Here is a 15808-nt window from a genome sequence, read left to right on the forward strand (position 1 = left end):
ACCGCCGGCTTCCAGTCCTCCAAATAAGGTGGGCGGGTTGTCAGATAGTCACGGTAAACAAAGTTCTTTCTTCATCGGAAAGAACTGTTATAGTGCCGCCATGAGCTTTCACGATTTCAGAAGAAATATACAGACCAAGGCCCAGACCTTCCTGACCGGCTTTTGCGTCACCGCGGGAAAAGGGATGGAACAAGTTTTTCAAGGCCACAGCCGGAATCGGCTCACCACTATTGCTGATCTTCAATACGAACTTTCCCTCTGTTATAGTTGCTTCCACCAAAACAGGCTCATCGGCTCCGCCATGAGATAAGGCATTGCCCAATAAATTGCTGAATAACTGCGCTAATCTTTTACTGTCCAGTTCGACAGGCTCGTTTAGTTCAAATTGTGATTTTACTGTTTTGTCCGGCCAGATCAGTTGTAATTCGTTAATGACGTGCTGCAATACGGGTTCAGGCATTAAAAGTTCCTTATTCAAATGAATGCCGCTGCCCAGTCTTCCGCGCGCAAAATCCATGATGTTTTCGATCAGGCCGATCATCCGGTGTGAAGAGTTTTGCAGTATGCCGGCAAAATGATGCAGTTTGTCTTCTTCCAGATTGCCGCGCTTGAGCAATTGTCCGACATTTTTTACCGCGCCGACCGGGTTTCGCAGGTCATGGCCCAGGATAGCGATAAATTGTTCCCGGAGTTCCGCAATTTTTTTTTCTTCCTCCAGCCGCGCTTCCGCCTGGGCCAATTGTTCGGCAGCACTCAGGTGAAAAGCAAGCAACTCGGCGTAGAACTTAAACATACCCATCGTTTCCCGATTCTTCAATGCGTGCGGATTAGGGTCAATGGCACATAAGGTTCCGAAAAACTGCCCGTTCCTCAGCATGATCGGTACGGAGATATAACTTCTTAAACCATAAATCTCAGGAGTATGGTGGTTGACATAAGTTTCATCATTCAGAGCATCGTCAAACACTACTGCTTCCTGCATTTGCCTTACTTCATGGCAAAGCGTGGTTTCCACTTTTAATTCACCACCCGCACCTAATCCAAAATTGATCTTGTCGGCAACTGCGCAAGCGATCCAACGGTCTTCGGTTACGCGTGCAACAGCCGCATAACCCATACCGGTAGTCGCACAGATGATATCCAGCAATTCATCAATGATAGGAATGCGCTGAACCGCGTCGACATCGGATTGGAAATGAATTTCTAATTTTTCTGGCATTCAAATGGTTACTAATACAAGATAATTAAATTTTTCCGCCGGGAGATCGTGTCACCGCTTCTTTACCCCGCGAAGACATTTACGATGCGCTGCAAACGGCAGTGTTCAAAATTAGTATTAAATCTTACTCAATACAACTTTGATAATATGGTCAAGATCCGCCAGATCGAATGGCTTAGCCAAATAACTGTCTGCCCCGGCTTCCTCCATCAGGCTTTCGATCTCGCTGTTGGCTGAAAAATAAATAACAGGGATATGTTTTAAGGCCTCCGCGTGTTTTAACGCACGCGTGGCTAAAATGCCGCCTTCATCGGGTATCCTAGTTATCCATAAATATTAGGGCCGGTAAAAACGCGCTTACCCGTTCTACTACCTCATTGGCATCGGTGTAGGTCAATACCTCCCAGCCTTGCTCTTGCAGGATATAGGTACAAATAGATAAGATATCTTCATCATCATCAAAAATGATAATTCGTTTATTGTCCGTTTCCATTTAGGATTGTGATTTCAAATAAGCTTTAAATTCCGTTCCCGAACCTGGCTGAGAGAAAACTTCCAGGTAGCCCTGTGATTTTTCTATCACGCGTTTGACAATACTGAGCCCCAGTCCTGAACCTGTACCCTGATCGGTCAGCCGTTTAAAAGGCTGAAACAACTTATTCATGTTTTTAGCCAGGTCGATCCCGCTGCCGTTATCTTTTACACTAAGTATCGTGTATTCCTTTTCTTTGCGGCTTTTGATTTCAATGACCAGCGGAATATCCGGGTTACGGTATTTAATGGCATTGGTGATCAGGTTACTCAGCAAACTGTCAATATGCGCGGTAAAGTAATCCATGCCCGGTGCCTGGCTGAAATCGGCATTAACGATACCGCCGTCTTTTTCCAGCAATTGGTTATAATCGGCCATGACCAAAGTAAAGCGCGCGTTAAAATTCACCGGCTCAATCTTCTCCGCTTTTGTTTTTGTCGCATCCACCAGCACGTTCAACCCTTTTAAAAGATCCCGCAACTTATTAGATGACGCTTTGATCTGCTTTAAAAAGTTTACCTGTTTATCAGGGTTGCGTTCCTTGATGCCCATTTCCGCCAGTAAGCCGATAGAAGTTAAAGGTGTCTTAAAATCATGGGAGATGACATTGACGAACTGATCGAGCTCCTGGTTCAAAAACTCCAACTCATCAACCTTGCTTTGCAGCTTATTTTCCGCGTTGATTTTTTGGGTAATATCGTTTAACAGCAGCAGGTAATAGGTTTTACTATCTTGTACACCCAGAGGCGAGATATTGATCTCCAGAAATTGGTTGTTGACCTTTATGACCTCATGCACCGGCTCACGCCCGGCTTCAGGCGGCAACGTAACAACCGCTGGCTGTTCGTCAGGAAAAAGATCCGACCAGTTCATACCGATTGCCAAGGCTAATTTTGGAGCGAAAAATTCTTTAGCTTTCAGGTTGGCGGTGACAATGTTACGTTGCTGATCGAATATAATGGCGCCGATGGGTGTATTTTCTAAAAAAGCAGTCAGATTTTTATAAGTAACGTTCGGGCTGGCAGGTTTTGGGTAAATTTCGGTTTCCGCAATGCGGGAAAAGCTTTTACGCTGCCGGCTCCGCAAAATGGCATTATCCAAAACAACTGTTATATCTTTCCCTAATTCATATGAAACAAAGGTTACATGCTTGCTGATATTATAAGCAAACTGTACCGACTGCTTTACTTTCTGAAAGTGGTCAGGAAAGATCAGCAGAATCACCGAGATCATCGAATTTTGAAGGGTAGCACGCTGTACCTGGCGCACCGGTTCTAAGGTATAGGGCCCGATCAAAAAGATGTCGCCATCAGCTAACAGGTTTTCGTGTACGTCCGAACTCAGCTGTAAAATTTCCCGGAACTCCACACCCTCGCGGACAGATAACTTGTCCTTTATGCTGTTCATCAGTTCGCCGAACCCGATATATAAAATTTTGGCTCCCGGCATAATTAATCAGAAAAGATGGGTTGGTCGAGCAGTATCCTGCCCATCCAGGTGTATAAAAGGTCTGTAGTAGGTGACATTACATGCGCCGCCCTGGCGTCGCGCAATAACATACCCAAATGTGAATTATGCTGATAACCCTGACCGCCGGCTATGGTCATTACTTCATTGACCACATCGGTCACACAATGTGCTACTTCCGCTTTAGCGCTTAATAAATGTAACATCGCATCGGCTTCATTATGGTCACCGGCTTCTGCAGCATGGTAAACCAGGCGGCGGGTGCGTTCCACCTTTGCCCATAACGTGCCTAATTTATGCTGTAGGAAACCAACGCTGGCCAGCCCGCTGCCGTTATGCGCATAACTGCGTTTGGCTAAAGTAGCCTTTGCCTCTATTAAAGCCGCTTCCGCGATACCCAGATAGGTACCCGCCATCGACATCAGGAAATAGGGTGCTACTACATTGAAGATATACCAGAGCTGGTCGCCTTTTTCTCCTAAAATATTACGTCCGGGAATATGAATATCATTTAAATTTAAAGTGCGGGAAGAATTGCCGCGCATCCCGATACCGTCCCATAGCTGACCCCATTCCAGGCCTTCCATCTCCGCGTCCACCAGGATGCAAGAGAACTGATCGGCTTCTGCTTCCGAACTGGCACCTAAAGTAGACACAACATAAGAGTCCGCATGTGTGCCGTTGGTCACGAAGGACTTGGTACCGTTGACCAAAAATTCATCTTCGGTCACGGCGATCAGCGGTGTTTGCGGGAAATAGAAGTGTGCGCCGGTACCTGTCTCACTTAATGCAAGCGTGGTGATATGTTTACCCTCGGCAATCGGCACCAGGTATTGTTCCTGTTGCCAACCTGTGGCTTTTGCCGCGATCACGGCTGTACCGACGCAATGCATGCCGAAACATAAACCGGCCGACGAATAGCCCTTGCCCAATTCTTCACTAATACGGGCCAGCGCTAATAAACCATGACCCAAACCGCCGTTTGCTTTGGGTACAACCAAACCCATGAGCTGAGTGTCCTGCAAAGCCTTCATGGTGTCAGTTACCCATACACCATCACGGTCGGCAGACAAAGCTTCTTTAGCGGCTACCTCTCTGGAAATGACAGCAGCCTGTTGAATTAAAAGATCTAAACTCATGGAGATATATTAATGGAGTGTGGGAGCAATATTCATACCGCTAATATATAAACGAAAGACGGCACCGGGCGGATTTGATTTAAAGCAATCGCGGGACGGTCATTTTGAGTATCAAATCAACATTAGGCAATATAAAAAGTCCGGAATGTTTAACGGCTTTCCGCCAGCTCTATCCAAACCGGCGCATGGTCACTGCTATGCGGCCAGCCGCGGACATCAGCATCGACGACTGCCCTCACTAAACGTTCATGCAATGGCTGATTCAACAGGAAATGATCCAGCCGCAGACCGGCATTGCGGCCATAAGCCTCCCGCAAATAATCCCAAAAGGTATAAATGCGCTGGTCAGGATAAAGCTGGCGTATGGCATCTGTCCAGCCATCCTTTAATAATTCTTCCCACAATTGCCTGGCCTCGGGACGGAATAGCGCATTGTTGATGTATTTTTCCGGCTTATAGGTATCGAGGGCTGTGGGCATGATGTTGTAGTCGCCGATGAGGGCGACGGGCAAACCGAAGGTTAATAGTTTCTGGCTATGCGCGATCAGCCGCATGAGCCATTTAATCTTGTAATCAAATTTCGGCCCCGGATAAGGGTTGCCGTTTGGCAGATAGAGACAACCAATGACCACACCGTTGATAAAAGCCTCAATGTAGCGGCTGTGCGTATCATCCGGGTCACCATCGAGGCCCCGCTTGGTTTCCTGTATCTCGCCATAGCGGGATAAGATCGCCACCCCATTCCAGCTTTGCTGCCCCTGCCAGATCGCATGGTAGCCGAAATCCATCAAGATTTTTTCAGGAAACTGGTTATCGGTACATTTCAATTCCTGCAGACACACCACATCCGGTCCAGCTTCTTCCAGCCAGCGCAGCAAATTGGTCAGCCGGCCATTGATGCCGTTAATGTTGTATGTCGCGATCTTCACGCACTAACAACAGCGTTTCAATTATATAGTTGCTCCGGGATGAAACTTAAAGCAGTTCTATCGCTTATACAAGCCTATGGCAACTATCAATAACGTAAAACCACTCAGTGCAGAGCAGCTGTTTAACCTATTAAAAACGGAGTTCGGGGACTATATCAACGGTAAGCTGGGTTCCAACCTGTCCATCGAATATGCGCATGTATATGATGAGATCAATATTCTTTTCCCGGAGGTGATCGAAGGTCCGGCACTGAACATTACCGTAAGCGAAAATGAGTTGTCAGTAACGTTACTTGCGACAGGCGCTGATTATAACACCGCACTATTGGAAGAACACCTGACCGGCTTCCTGGAAGAACAGGCCGGATAAATAAAGCATACCGTTACCGCCAGTCTGAATCCTCTATTCATCCAGCGTTTGCGTTTCACCACTAACAAAAACAATATGAATGAAGGAATAATGCAGGGAACGCCTGAAGATTATGAGGCGATCATCCAGAGCTTGAAAGATTACGCGGTATTTACCACGGATAAAAACGGCCTGATCACCACCTGGAGTGCAGGCGCGGTGCGCATTCTTCTGTATGAACCGCAGGACATTATCGGCCGGGGTGGTGAGATCCTGTACACGGCGGAAGACATTGCAGCCGAAGTGCCTGCTCATGAATTCCAAAATGCACTGGCAGACGGCAAAGCGGTTAACGAACGATTTCACGTTAAGAAAGACCGCAGCCGCTTTTGGGGCAGCGGGTTAGTCTTCCCTTTATACAACAAGTCCGCCGAGCACATCGGCTTTACTAAGGTAATGCAAAACAGTTCAGACGCCGACCAGGCGGAAGCCAACCTGCGTGAGGAAAGTGCCATGGCTGAGGCGCTGGTGGCTGCCTATCCCGAACCCATCGTAGTGCTTAATGCCGCAATGACCGTGGTTAACACTACTGCTTCGTTTATCCAATATTTCAGCATGGATAAGCAAAACATCATTGGCAAAAACTTTTATGATATCGCCGACGGCGGTCTGAATATGACCATGCTGCGCGCTTTGCTGGAGAATGTCATCAAGAGCAATAATTTTCATAGCAGCTTCGAGCTTACCTATGAGCATCCGCAAAAAGGCATACGCAGCGTGCTGGTCAAACCGCGCAGGGTCTACCAGCGTCCCAATGAACTTTTCAGTCTGGAGTTCGAGGATCGAACAGATGATAATGCGCTGATGGAAGAAAAAGATGTTTTCATCTCGGTCGCCAGCCACGAGATACGTACCCCGATATCGGTGATCAAAGCTTATGCGCAGATCCTGGAAAGGGAACTGAAGGATGCCAAGCCCATTGTAAGGAAGGCGATCCAGAAGATCAACGAGCAGGTCACCTATTTAAGCGCGCTCATCACTTCGCTGCTGGATACTTCTAAGATCAAGACCGGCAAACTCCTGCTCGACCCGGAAGTGTTCGAACTTTGCGGGCTGGTGAAAGAGCAGGTCGAAAGCTTTGCGGTCACCCAAGTCTCGCACCGGATCACCGTTAACCACGAAACGGATTGTATCGTGTTTGCCGACAAGATCCGTGTCGCTTCAGTGATCAATAACCTGCTGTCCAACGCGGTCAAGTATTCCCCCCAAGCCAGTGAAGTTGATATTTATATTGGCAATGAACCGGAACACCAGGTCAAAGTAAGTGTCCGCGATTTTGGGCTGGGTATCCCCGCTGACGAACAGCATAAGATCTTCCAGCGTTTCGGCAGAACCGATTCGATCAAAAAATCGAAGATTCCGGGAACTGGCCTGGGACTGCATTTATCGGCCGAGATCATCAGGCTCTCGGGGGGAACGACAGGGTTCACCAGTGAAGAAGGCGGAGGCTCAACATTTTACTTTACCCTGCCGCTCTATTGATTTTTTCTAATGCACACACCATCCCATTTTCAACGCTTAGGCACCAAAAGCGCAAGGCGGGTGAAATGTCAAGGCCGAAGCACCGCTGAAAAACAAATCAAAATGCTTCGCTTGTGTAGCCTTTACTTTTCACACGCCGGTCGGTAACTTTGCCGTATGCGGTGAAATGGGATTATAATTTTGAGTGGGAGGAAAGGCAGGTGTGTTATGAGGAACGAATTCACTCCTGCCAGCGGCAGCGAGGCTGACGGCGCAATGAAACCCGGCGCGATAGCGCGAGGTGTAATGAAGCCGCCTGCCGTAGCTGCATGGTTCGAAAGATATGCTATTTGTTTTCTGTTTTAGTATAAGCGGTATCCATAGCGGATAAAGTTCTCTTTTTCGCGATCTGCTTTAAATAAACCCATGCCCGTTTATAATGGGCTGATTGTTCGCTTTGCTTATGCTGGCCGTAGGCATCAATGGCCTTGCCGCCTAAAGAATATAAATAAGTTATAACCACCAAAAATATCACCCAAGGAATAAGCCTGCCAAATACGATTTTATAGTACTGGGCTTGATTGATTTCGGGGAACAATAAAATGCGTAATTGTTTAGTGGCAGATGTTGGCACCTTACTCAATTTTTCATATATCTGTTTAAGCAAGGTCAATTCGTCATTCTGTTTGATGTTCTGCTTGATTTCCCTTACTTCAGTAAGTATAGTATTTATCGCAATTGAATAGTCAGGGACCGGATTGTCGGTGATTTTTGCTACCTGCTTTTCAATCTCTGTATTCTTTTTTACGAGGCTATCAACAATCTCGTCGTTGCTATCCATTCTTTGGTTTAGTTCATCTATTTCTTTCATCTTGATATTCCTCTGCTTTGTTGTTGTTCATTTTTCTTTCGACGCTTTCTTTCCGGGCTATCATCATCGTCGGCAATATTGCCAAGCAAGCCACTTAATAAATCTGCTCCTGCTGATAGCGATTGCCTCAAATAATTGGTTTCCGACTCCGGCTTTATATAGATAGTTTGTTCGGTCTTTTCCTGACTTTCTATTTCCTGCTTTGCATTTTCCATTACTTCCCTTAGCTGATCTGCCAAGCTCTTTTCCGGTTTTATTTGCTGTTGTTCTATGGCCTGGCTAAGCTTTGCATAACTTAAACTGCGGTCAATCTCTGATCCTTTGAATTTGTATTGGCCTTTACTGAAACTGATGCCCTGTACTTCCGTAGTGCCGCTTTTGAATTTCAAATGGGTAGCAATACCCTGCTTGGCCAACACCTGCTTCAGCTCATTGATATTTTTTACTTTTTTGCTGGCTGCTTTTATCGCATCAAATAATTCGTACTTGATCTTATCCTCGCCTTTTAGCTGTTGGCGATTAACGCGCTCTTTACCCGGTGACAGGTAAAGAGCGTGTTTAAGTGTCAATTCTTTAGCTACCTGTACATTCCTTTGTTTTTGAAAATTATCGGATATGGTTTTGCCATTGTTGCTAACCCGGTTGTAAACGATGTGGATATGCGGATGATCTTTATCCCGGTGCTTAACAATTAGGTACTGCGTGTCCTGTATCTTCATTTTTTGCAGGTATTCTTTGGCCAGATTTACCATTAGGTCATCGGTTAACTTAGCGGCATCATTTACGCTCCAGCTTAAAGCGATATGGCCAACTGCCTTTCCCAAATTGGGATTGTACTTCCGTTGCAAATTAAAATCATTGATGATCTGGTTAACTTGCTGCATTCTTACGCCAGCTGCATCCAGTATCACCGCGTCATTTTTTTGAATCACGTAGCGAATGCATCCGCCAAAGCTTCTACCCGTTATCACTTTCCCTATCATTGTTATTGAGGCGTTTTAAAGTAATATCTATTTCGTTTAAAATTTTACTGCAATCCCTTGCCACCGTTAAAAGTCCAAGTTGATGCGCAAGCTTTGTTAATTGATTCAGGTTATTGGCTAACTCGGCAAGCATCCAAAGGATGCGCCGCTCATCGTCTGTCAATCTTGGGACTACCTTTGCGCTTTTAGCTGCCGCCCTTATCCAACTGCTTGATCGCATCCCGGCGGCTTTGGCTTTACTGTCGATATAAAAGCGCTCGGTCGCAGTCATCCTAATGCGGATAATCAACTCCCGTTTAACCCTTTTCTTTGGTGCACCCCCTTTGTTTTTTGGCTGGGTTACCTGCTGTTTATTGGTTGTCTTTGCTGTTGCTTCCATCGGTTAACTCATTACTCTTTCTTCCATTTTCCCTTTTGCAACCATCGGGCGCAAAAGGCAAGTTTGCCCGGTGCCGTCAGGCATCCGGGATGTTTTTGTGGCAACAAAAACACAAACTTGCTCCTTACAAGCGGATAAAAAACCGCTATCCCCGCAAGTGGGAATAGGCGGTATATCTGCATATCTCAAACTGCTTTAAAGCCGCTGGCTTTTAAGCCATCCGGCCAATAAATCAAGCTGCCTTTTGCAGGGTGAAAAGACGGCTGGTAACGGATGTAACCATACTCGTCCAGTTCCCTGATGCACTTGTGATAAGTCGCAATTGAAGCGATCTTTGAAAATGTCATTACTGTTTTTCGGGTGACGGAAAAGGGGCTAACAAAGCCATTTCGCTGCCAAAAAATAAATAAAGCCGTGAACAAGCTTACATGGGTGGCCAGCACCCGCTTGTCCGTTCCCATGCGCCTAACGAGGTCGCTGTAACCATTTAATTCTTTTGAGATAATCATTGTCCGTTCTCCTCCAAAATCTTGTTAATATCTTCTAACTTGTAGTACATGATGCTGCCCATTTTGGTGAAGCGCAACGTCCCGTTAATGCGCAGATTTTGTAATGTGCCTGGTGATATATTTAGCATCTTCCTAACCTCGCTACTCTTTAGCCATTTTTTAGGTTGGCTTTGTCCCGGCTGAACAATCTGTTTGATCTCTTTTAATAAATCTTCCAACCGCCTTAAATCCTCTCTTGTGACCAATTCCACATTCATCTGTCATCCTCCTTTTAATCTTTAATAGTTTGTTGCATGGCATTGAGTACCTCACTTTTTTTGAAGTACACCCGTTTATGCAGGCGCATATAGGGTAAGCCTTTTTTCATCCAGTCGGTAAGCGTTACCAGTGACACGCCGAGTTCGGCGGCAAGCTCCTGCTTGGATAAAAGTTTTTCTGAATCTTGCGGCTGGCTGCCGCCTGTTTTAAAGTGTTGTTGTAGTTCTGCCCTCACTGCCTCGCGTATGCATTGGCTTAGGGCATTTGTGCTGAATATTTCCATAGCCTTTGATTTTGAATCAAAGGAATAGTGAAAACGCGCTTTTTCGTTACCACGCAGATTCGCGTGGTTAAATTGGAGTGGTTTGAGTTAAGTTGAAATAGTGTACAATTAACTCATTACCAATAAAATGATAGATAGTATTAAACGGAGGGGTAAAGCAAAAAACGTGTTATATCAACTTCGCTTTTTAGCTTCAACTATTTGAAAAAGCTGTGATTTAGCGGGAACGGCGGCTGACCTGCCGCTGGGTTCATCAGGATTGCCGGGGAAATACCGCCTAATAGTTTCAAACTTAATTTCCTTATTGCCATGTCTGAAATTTTTACAGATCATCTTAGTCCAAACGGTTTGCGTTTGTGAAAATACAAGTTCCTTACCATTCAATTCTAAGCCCTGGATTTTCTTTGCGAGATCAACAACGGTCAGAAGATAACCCTCCTGAATATTTATAAAGTCTTCGGTTTCTAATTTCCTCGCGGCTTTAAGTTCTTCTTTCAACTCTGCATTTTGTTCTTTCAAGCTTCTGATTTCGCCCTCTTTATCCGCAATGATTTCATCTTTAGTTCTACCTGTGTCCCATTGGTCGATAGTTTTAAGATAGGCTAAGAAACTTTTTAAATGCTGTTTATTTTTAAACTCCATAGCATGCCTGGAAGTGTAGCGGTTTTTTACTTTCAGTTCGGCAGTGGCATCATCAATTATTTCCCAAACGTGTGTAAAGAACTCTTTTTCGTTCGCATCAGAATAAAGCTTTAGAAAATAATCGAGATGATATTGATAAAAAGCAGGAAACTCTACTTCCTGCTTATCATATAACCTGTATAAGAAATGATTGTCTTCGTTATCTTTTGGCCAAAACAAGGGGCGGCCTATATCATTGCTATCTGTGGAAAAATCAGTCCAATGACGGTGTTTGAAATACTGTGCTCTCATAAAGTTGTTTCTAAGGTAGATAACAAATTTATTATAAAGCTTTGTTTTAAAATGATTCTAAAATCCATCCGGTTTAAAGCCAATTGTTTTACGGGGAGGCGGGTTGTCTTTTTTATCAATTAGTTCATCAAGATAGCGAAATACTATTTCCATATTCTTATCCTGATTATCAAGCTTGGATTTTATCTTTTCAATAGCTAACCAAACTTCCGTTTGTTCAGCGTAAACCTCTCTTAGCCTAACAAAAACATCTATAATCCGAATACTTACCTGTACCGCGCTTTCACTTTTAAGCACATTGGACAACATTAAAATGCCATGTTCTGTAAAAACAAATGGCAGGTATTTGGAATGTTCACCTTTCTTTAAAGTCGCATTTTGCGACCTTAAAAGTTCATTTTCTTCTTTTGTCAACTCAAACATATAATGGTTCGGAAATCTATTAAGGTTTCTGTTAACCTGTTGTTTAAGCTTTTTGGTTTCTGTACCGTACAATTCCGCCAAATCCTTATCAAGCATTACTTTTTGTCCTCTGATGTAAAATATCTTAGCCATGATGACTTCATCAGGTATAATTTGATTTTCCATTTTTTAATGTGTTAGATAATTATGAAATTCTCTAAGGTCACAAAATGTGACCTTAGAGATCATAAAATTAAATTGCGGCGTATTTCTGTCTAATGGCGGCCATGTCCTGGCTAACTTTTAAATCCAATATTTTAGCGTAGTGCTGTGTAGTTTTAATATTGGTATGACCTAACATTTTGCTTACGCTCTCTATAGGTACACCGTTGGATAGTGTCACGGTAGTGGCAAAAGTATGTCGGGCAATGTGAAAAGTCAAAGGTTTATCTATACCGCAAATACCCGCTATTTCTTTTAAATAAGCATTCATTTTTTGATTGGTACTTACCGGAAGAGCTTTACCCAAATTACTGCAAACAGGATGATCTGTGTATTTGTCAAGTAGAGTTAAGGCAGATGGTAGTAATGGAATACGGCTTGGGATGTCTGTTTTTTTACGTTTTGTGAATATCCACATTTCTCCGTCCAGACCTTTAACAATCTCGTTGCGTTTAAGCTTGTTTACATCAGCATAAGCTAAACCCGTAAAACAGCAAAATAAAAAAATATCCCTTACCTGGCTTAAGCGCTCTGTTGAAAATACTTTGTTCGCCATAGCTTGCAAATCATCTCCATTAAGGAAAACCCTGTCAACCTGCTTAATCCTTATTTTGTAGTTGATAAATGGGTCTTTGTCTAACCACCCGCTTGATAAGCAAATGCCAACGATTTTTTTAAAATTCTTTATGTATTTAAAAGCAGAGTTATTAGCACAATTGCGTTCTGATCGGAGATAAAACTCATAGTTGGTAATGAAATCATGATCGATTTTTTTAATATCTATATCCGACACTTTGTATTGCCACTGTAAATATTCTTGGGTGTGCTTTAGTGAGGTTTGATAGCGAATTGAAGTACCTGCGGCATATTCTTTACCAACTAATGTGGCAACTTTCTTATTGTGGTCTTTAAATATGTCTATAAGCATTCTTGTTTTTTCGCTTTTACCCAATAATTTATCCCTAAGTGTTTCAGCGGTAATACTGCTTTTTGCTTCGGTCAATTGACTGTGCGCTTCAAACACTTGTTTTTGCAAAGTGTCTAAATAGGCGTTAAATGATTTAGTGTCTTCTTTAGTTCCTTTTAACCGGCCAGCAATACTATTCCATAGGCAGGGATCACACTCGCGCCCGGTGGTAGTTTCCGAACGTTTGCCATTTACGGTAATACGTAGATAAATAGGCACCAAGCCGTTTTGATAGTTTTTTGGCTTTTTTAAATAAAAAAGCAAGCTGAAATTAGTTTTCATAATGTTTTAAGCATTAAAAAGTGAAACAAAATTAAGCTTGCAATCACATCTGTACAAGATGTTCAAAATTTGAATACCTTGATTATCAAAGCGATATGTCGTTTTGGTGAGTAAGGAGCATTTAAAACTTACTCACCGAATTACGCTCCTTTTTATTGCGAATTGGTGAATAGTGTAGCCATTTGACTAAAAAGCAAAAGCCTGCAATCATTTGATTTGCAGGCTTTTAGTCTGTTTTGACATTGAATTCAGTGGAGCCGGAGGGATTCGAACCCTCGTCCAAACATGGTATAAGGTAAGCTTTCTACATGCTTAGCTTCTGTTTAATTGTAGGGAAGGGGAAGGTCAGTCGCTTACCTGTACCGTCTTCCTTAGGTGCTTTATCTCGTTCGCTATGCACACCTTAAGCAAACCAGTTCCGTTTTTCGATGCCCCGATTGCCGATTCAACAGAACGGAAAACCGGCGGGACAAAAGCTAGTTAATTCTAAATTAAGCAGCTAAGGCGTAGTTATTTTCGCCATTTGTAAGTTTGAGCGTTCAGATTTAAGCGCTAATTCACCCAACGCGCTGCATGCTTACTTACTTATCTCCATCCTGTCAATTCCGGTCGACCCCATTTAATTTGTGGTATCCCAACAAACATTGATGTTTGATAAGCTTACAAATATAGGTAAAAAACTACAGTTAACCTGATCTGGATAAGTAAAACTTAAACTCACAGATTAACTGTTTGTAATATTTAATAATTATTTGGTCGCTGAAAGTTCTCCCTCGTTAACTGTTCTTCCCGGGTATACTTTTAATGCCTCTTCCAAACAGATCATGGCATTTTGCAGATCCTCTTTATTCAATACATAGGCCATACGTACTTCATTATAACCAGCGCCTGGTGTACTGTAAAAGCCCGTTGCAGGAGCCATCATAACTGTTTGATTTTGATAACTAAAGGTTTCTAACATCCACTGGCAAAAATTATCTGCATTATCAATAGGTAGTTTTGCAACCACATAAAAAGCACCGCCAGGGTTAGGGCAATACACACCATCAATTCGATTTAAAGCGCTCACCAATGTATCACGACGGCTGGTATACTCTTTATTAACTGCTTCAAAATAGCTATCTGGGGTATCAACAGCTGCGGCGCCGGCAATTTGTTCAACCATACCGGCACTAAGGCGGGCCTGGGCAAATTTTAATCCGGCAGATAAAACTTCTTTATTCTTGGTAATGAGGCAGCCTAATCTTGCTCCGCAGGCACTATAACGCTTGCTTACGGTATCCATTACAATTACATTTTCATCTAAGCCTTCCAGGTGCATTGGCGATATAAACTCTCGTCCATCATAACAAAATTCGCGATATGCCTCATCTGAAAATAAATACAGGTCATACTTTAAGGCTAATGTTTTTAATTCATCAAGCTCCTCTTTTGAGTATAAATATCCTGTTGGGTTATTAGGGTTGCAAATAATAATTGCCTTTGTTTTATCAGTTATTAATTTTTCAAATTCACTGATTGGGGGCAGTGCAAAACCATTATCAATATAGGATAGTATCGGTTTAACCACAATATCGCTTTGGCTGGCAAAGCCGTTGTAGTTTGCATAAAAGGGTTCAGGGATGATCACCTCATCGCCCTGGTCAAGGCAGGCCATCATGGCAATTGTTATAGCTTCAGAGCCACCTGTAGTCACGATAATATTATCCGGAGTTATATTATAACCTAATTTATTATAATATTCAGTAAGTTTTTTACGATATACAAGTGTACCCTCTGATGGCGTATAGGCCCAAACCTTAAAATCAATATTTTTTATGGCATTTAACATGCCCTCCGGTGTTTCAATATCGGGCTGACCTATATTTAAATGGTAAACCTTTTTGCCTTCCAGTTTTGCTTTATCAGCATATGGAGTTAATTTACGGATAGGGGATGCGGGCATACGCTGCCCTTTTTGAGATATTTTTGGCATGTGCAAAATTAGTAAAAAAAGAAAGTATTGCCATTTTAAATAATGCTGTAAACTAAAAAAGACCCATTAAATGGGTCTTTTAAATACTTTCAGTTTCCTTGCCTGGCAAGGCATCGGGTTTAAATCAAATTCACCTAAATTATTTGCTTGATGCAGGTTTAGCTACAACTTCGCCAATAATGTTTAAATACTTTTCCGGGGTTACGGCGTTTGATTTAACAACAATTGTTTTGTTAAATGGCGCTGCAGCAGCTGCATTGTAAGTGATTTTGATAGTGCCTTTTTCACCGCCTTTTACAGGGGTTTTAGTATAATCAGCAATGGTACAGCCACAGGTTGGTCTTACCTCGGTTAAAATAAGAGGCTCTTTGCCAACGTTAGTAAATTCAAAAACAGTGGTTACAGGTGTGCCCTGAGGTATTTTACCGAAGTCGTGTTTTTCTTCGTTAAATTTAAACTCTGCCTTTTGGCTATCCTGTGCTGATGCAGTAAAGGCAAAACCCAATATTACTGCGCAAATCATTAATATTTTTTTCATATGTTTATTTGATTAATACAAATATATAAGGTTTAATGTAATTTAAAAAC

Annotated in this window: 19 protein-coding genes and 1 other RNA gene; 2 read left to right on the top strand and 18 right to left on the bottom strand. The window is 43.0% G+C overall.

Translation table 11 applies throughout. From position 1 onward, the window contains the following. Positions 1 to 40: 40 nt before the first annotated feature. The 6 genes from QWZ01_RS05635 to xth all read right to left on the bottom strand — a co-directional run bounded on the left by QWZ01_RS05635 (position 41) and on the right by xth (position 5286). A complete protein-coding gene (locus QWZ01_RS05635) occupies positions 41 to 1219 on the bottom strand; it encodes a GAF domain-containing sensor histidine kinase (protein WP_290322300.1) in 1179 nt (392 codons plus the stop codon). Positions 1220 to 1336: 117 nt separating this feature from the next. Continuing rightward, positions 1337 to 1546 (bottom strand): response regulator, encoded by a 210-nt coding sequence (locus QWZ01_RS05640; RefSeq protein WP_353959403.1) that lies wholly within the window; start codon positions 1544 to 1546, stop codon positions 1337 to 1339. Continuing rightward, positions 1539 to 1712: a response regulator gene (locus tag QWZ01_RS05645; protein WP_290322301.1), complete on the bottom strand. Its 174-nt coding sequence runs from the start codon at positions 1710 to 1712 to the stop codon at positions 1539 to 1541. Before QWZ01_RS05645 ends, QWZ01_RS05640 begins: the two co-directional genes overlap by 8 nt. Further along, positions 1713 to 3200 (bottom strand): sensor histidine kinase, encoded by a 1488-nt coding sequence (locus QWZ01_RS05650; RefSeq protein ID WP_290322302.1) that lies wholly within the window; start codon positions 3198 to 3200, stop codon positions 1713 to 1715. It abuts the gene before it with no gap. Between the two features lie 2 nt (positions 3201 to 3202). Beyond that, the gene (locus QWZ01_RS05655) at positions 3203 to 4357 is read right to left on the bottom strand and encodes an acyl-CoA dehydrogenase family protein (protein ID WP_290322303.1); all 1155 of its coding nucleotides are present in this window, start codon (positions 4355 to 4357) and stop codon (positions 3203 to 3205) included. 149 nt (positions 4358 to 4506) lie between these two features. Beyond that, positions 4507 to 5286 carry an exodeoxyribonuclease III gene (gene xth, locus QWZ01_RS05660; RefSeq protein ID WP_290322304.1) on the bottom strand — a complete coding sequence of 260 codons (780 nt, stop codon included), beginning with the start codon at positions 5284 to 5286 and terminating at the stop codon, positions 4507 to 4509. Between the two features lie 76 nt (positions 5287 to 5362). Here xth and QWZ01_RS05665 point away from each other — a divergent pair, with 76 nt between their 5' ends. Together QWZ01_RS05665 and QWZ01_RS05670 are read left to right on the top strand one after the other, a co-directional pair. Further along, positions 5363 to 5656 (top strand): hypothetical protein, encoded by a 294-nt coding sequence (locus QWZ01_RS05665; RefSeq protein ID WP_290322305.1) that lies wholly within the window; start codon positions 5363 to 5365, stop codon positions 5654 to 5656. Positions 5657 to 5731: 75 nt separating this feature from the next. After that, positions 5732 to 7177, top strand: a complete 1446-nt coding sequence (locus QWZ01_RS05670) for a sensor histidine kinase (protein WP_290322306.1) — start codon at positions 5732 to 5734, stop codon at positions 7175 to 7177. A 325-nt stretch (positions 7178 to 7502) separates the two neighbouring features. Here the strand turns inward: QWZ01_RS05670 and QWZ01_RS05675 are convergent, their stop codons facing one another. From QWZ01_RS05675 to QWZ01_RS05730, 12 genes are all read right to left on the bottom strand, one after another. Further along, positions 7503 to 8027, bottom strand: coding sequence for a hypothetical protein (locus tag QWZ01_RS05675; RefSeq protein WP_290322307.1), 525 nt, complete (start codon positions 8025 to 8027; stop codon positions 7503 to 7505). Then, positions 8024 to 9010 (bottom strand): relaxase/mobilization nuclease domain-containing protein, encoded by a 987-nt coding sequence (locus QWZ01_RS05680; protein WP_290322308.1) that lies wholly within the window; start codon positions 9008 to 9010, stop codon positions 8024 to 8026. The genes QWZ01_RS05675 and QWZ01_RS05680 overlap by 4 nt, the downstream gene beginning before the upstream one ends. Further along, on the bottom strand, positions 8985 to 9389 hold the full coding sequence (locus QWZ01_RS05685; RefSeq protein WP_290322310.1) for a plasmid mobilization protein: 405 nt from the start codon (positions 9387 to 9389) through the stop codon (positions 8985 to 8987). Before QWZ01_RS05685 ends, QWZ01_RS05680 begins: the two co-directional genes overlap by 26 nt. A 185-nt stretch (positions 9390 to 9574) precedes the next feature. Beyond that, positions 9575 to 9850, bottom strand: coding sequence for a hypothetical protein (locus tag QWZ01_RS05690; protein ID WP_290322312.1), 276 nt, complete (start codon positions 9848 to 9850; stop codon positions 9575 to 9577). A 44-nt stretch (positions 9851 to 9894) separates the two neighbouring features. After that, positions 9895 to 10155, bottom strand: a complete 261-nt coding sequence (locus tag QWZ01_RS05695) for a helix-turn-helix domain-containing protein (protein WP_290322313.1) — start codon at positions 10153 to 10155, stop codon at positions 9895 to 9897. A 14-nt stretch (positions 10156 to 10169) separates the two neighbouring features. After that, positions 10170 to 10439 (bottom strand): helix-turn-helix domain-containing protein, encoded by a 270-nt coding sequence (locus tag QWZ01_RS05700; RefSeq protein ID WP_290322314.1) that lies wholly within the window; start codon positions 10437 to 10439, stop codon positions 10170 to 10172. 174 nt (positions 10440 to 10613) lie between these two features. Then, positions 10614 to 11372, bottom strand: a complete 759-nt coding sequence (locus QWZ01_RS05705) for a hypothetical protein (RefSeq protein WP_290322315.1) — start codon at positions 11370 to 11372, stop codon at positions 10614 to 10616. Positions 11373 to 11429: 57 nt separating this feature from the next. Beyond that, the gene (locus tag QWZ01_RS05710) at positions 11430 to 11960 is read right to left on the bottom strand and encodes an ORF6N domain-containing protein (RefSeq protein ID WP_290322316.1); all 531 of its coding nucleotides are present in this window, start codon (positions 11958 to 11960) and stop codon (positions 11430 to 11432) included. A gap of 67 nt (positions 11961 to 12027) precedes the next feature. Next, the gene (locus tag QWZ01_RS05715; RefSeq protein ID WP_290322317.1) at positions 12028 to 13245 is read right to left on the bottom strand and encodes a site-specific integrase; all 1218 of its coding nucleotides are present in this window, start codon (positions 13243 to 13245) and stop codon (positions 12028 to 12030) included. A gap of 249 nt (positions 13246 to 13494) precedes the next feature. Next, positions 13495 to 13862, bottom strand: a transfer-messenger RNA (tmRNA) gene (gene ssrA / locus QWZ01_RS05720). A 131-nt stretch (positions 13863 to 13993) separates the two neighbouring features. Further along, the gene (locus tag QWZ01_RS05725; protein ID WP_290322318.1) at positions 13994 to 15220 is read right to left on the bottom strand and encodes a pyridoxal phosphate-dependent aminotransferase; all 1227 of its coding nucleotides are present in this window, start codon (positions 15218 to 15220) and stop codon (positions 13994 to 13996) included. 139 nt (positions 15221 to 15359) lie between these two features. Further along, positions 15360 to 15758, bottom strand: coding sequence for a DUF1573 domain-containing protein (locus QWZ01_RS05730; RefSeq protein ID WP_290322319.1), 399 nt, complete (start codon positions 15756 to 15758; stop codon positions 15360 to 15362). Positions 15759 to 15808 lie beyond the last annotated feature (50 nt).

Origin of the sequence: Mucilaginibacter aquaedulcis (genome assembly GCF_030409325.1) — a bacterium.
GTDB lineage: Bacteria > Bacteroidota > Bacteroidia > Sphingobacteriales > Sphingobacteriaceae > Mucilaginibacter > Mucilaginibacter aquaedulcis.

What these genes read in the sequence shown, in the direction of transcription:
- QWZ01_RS05635 (WP_290322300.1), bottom strand. Translation starts at nt 1,219, where the DNA reads ATGCCAGAAAAATTAGAAATTCATTTCCAATCCGATGTCGACGCGGTT.
- QWZ01_RS05645 (WP_290322301.1), bottom strand. Translation starts at nt 1,712, where the DNA reads ATGGAAACGGACAATAAACGAATTATCATTTTTGATGATGATGAAGAT.
- QWZ01_RS05650 (WP_290322302.1), bottom strand. Translation starts at nt 3,200, where the DNA reads ATGCCGGGAGCCAAAATTTTATATATCGGGTTCGGCGAACTGATGAAC.
- QWZ01_RS05655 (WP_290322303.1), bottom strand. Translation starts at nt 4,357, where the DNA reads ATGAGTTTAGATCTTTTAATTCAACAGGCTGCTGTCATTTCCAGAGAG.
- QWZ01_RS05665 (WP_290322305.1), top strand. Translation starts at nt 5,363, where the DNA reads ATGGCAACTATCAATAACGTAAAACCACTCAGTGCAGAGCAGCTGTTT.
- QWZ01_RS05670 (WP_290322306.1), top strand. Translation starts at nt 5,732, where the DNA reads ATGAATGAAGGAATAATGCAGGGAACGCCTGAAGATTATGAGGCGATC.
- QWZ01_RS05675 (WP_290322307.1), bottom strand. Translation starts at nt 8,027, where the DNA reads ATGAAAGAAATAGATGAACTAAACCAAAGAATGGATAGCAACGACGAG.
- QWZ01_RS05680 (WP_290322308.1), bottom strand. Translation starts at nt 9,010, where the DNA reads ATGATAGGGAAAGTGATAACGGGTAGAAGCTTTGGCGGATGCATTCGC.
- QWZ01_RS05685 (WP_290322310.1), bottom strand. Translation starts at nt 9,389, where the DNA reads ATGGAAGCAACAGCAAAGACAACCAATAAACAGCAGGTAACCCAGCCA.
- QWZ01_RS05690 (WP_290322312.1), bottom strand. Translation starts at nt 9,850, where the DNA reads ATGGGAACGGACAAGCGGGTGCTGGCCACCCATGTAAGCTTGTTCACG.
- QWZ01_RS05695 (WP_290322313.1), bottom strand. Translation starts at nt 10,155, where the DNA reads ATGAATGTGGAATTGGTCACAAGAGAGGATTTAAGGCGGTTGGAAGAT.
- QWZ01_RS05700 (WP_290322314.1), bottom strand. Translation starts at nt 10,439, where the DNA reads ATGGAAATATTCAGCACAAATGCCCTAAGCCAATGCATACGCGAGGCA.
- QWZ01_RS05705 (WP_290322315.1), bottom strand. Translation starts at nt 11,372, where the DNA reads ATGAGAGCACAGTATTTCAAACACCGTCATTGGACTGATTTTTCCACA.
- QWZ01_RS05710 (WP_290322316.1), bottom strand. Translation starts at nt 11,960, where the DNA reads ATGGAAAATCAAATTATACCTGATGAAGTCATCATGGCTAAGATATTT.
- QWZ01_RS05715 (WP_290322317.1), bottom strand. Translation starts at nt 13,245, where the DNA reads ATGAAAACTAATTTCAGCTTGCTTTTTTATTTAAAAAAGCCAAAAAAC.
- QWZ01_RS05725 (WP_290322318.1), bottom strand. Translation starts at nt 15,220, where the DNA reads ATGCCAAAAATATCTCAAAAAGGGCAGCGTATGCCCGCATCCCCTATC.
- QWZ01_RS05730 (WP_290322319.1), bottom strand. Translation starts at nt 15,758, where the DNA reads ATGAAAAAAATATTAATGATTTGCGCAGTAATATTGGGTTTTGCCTTT.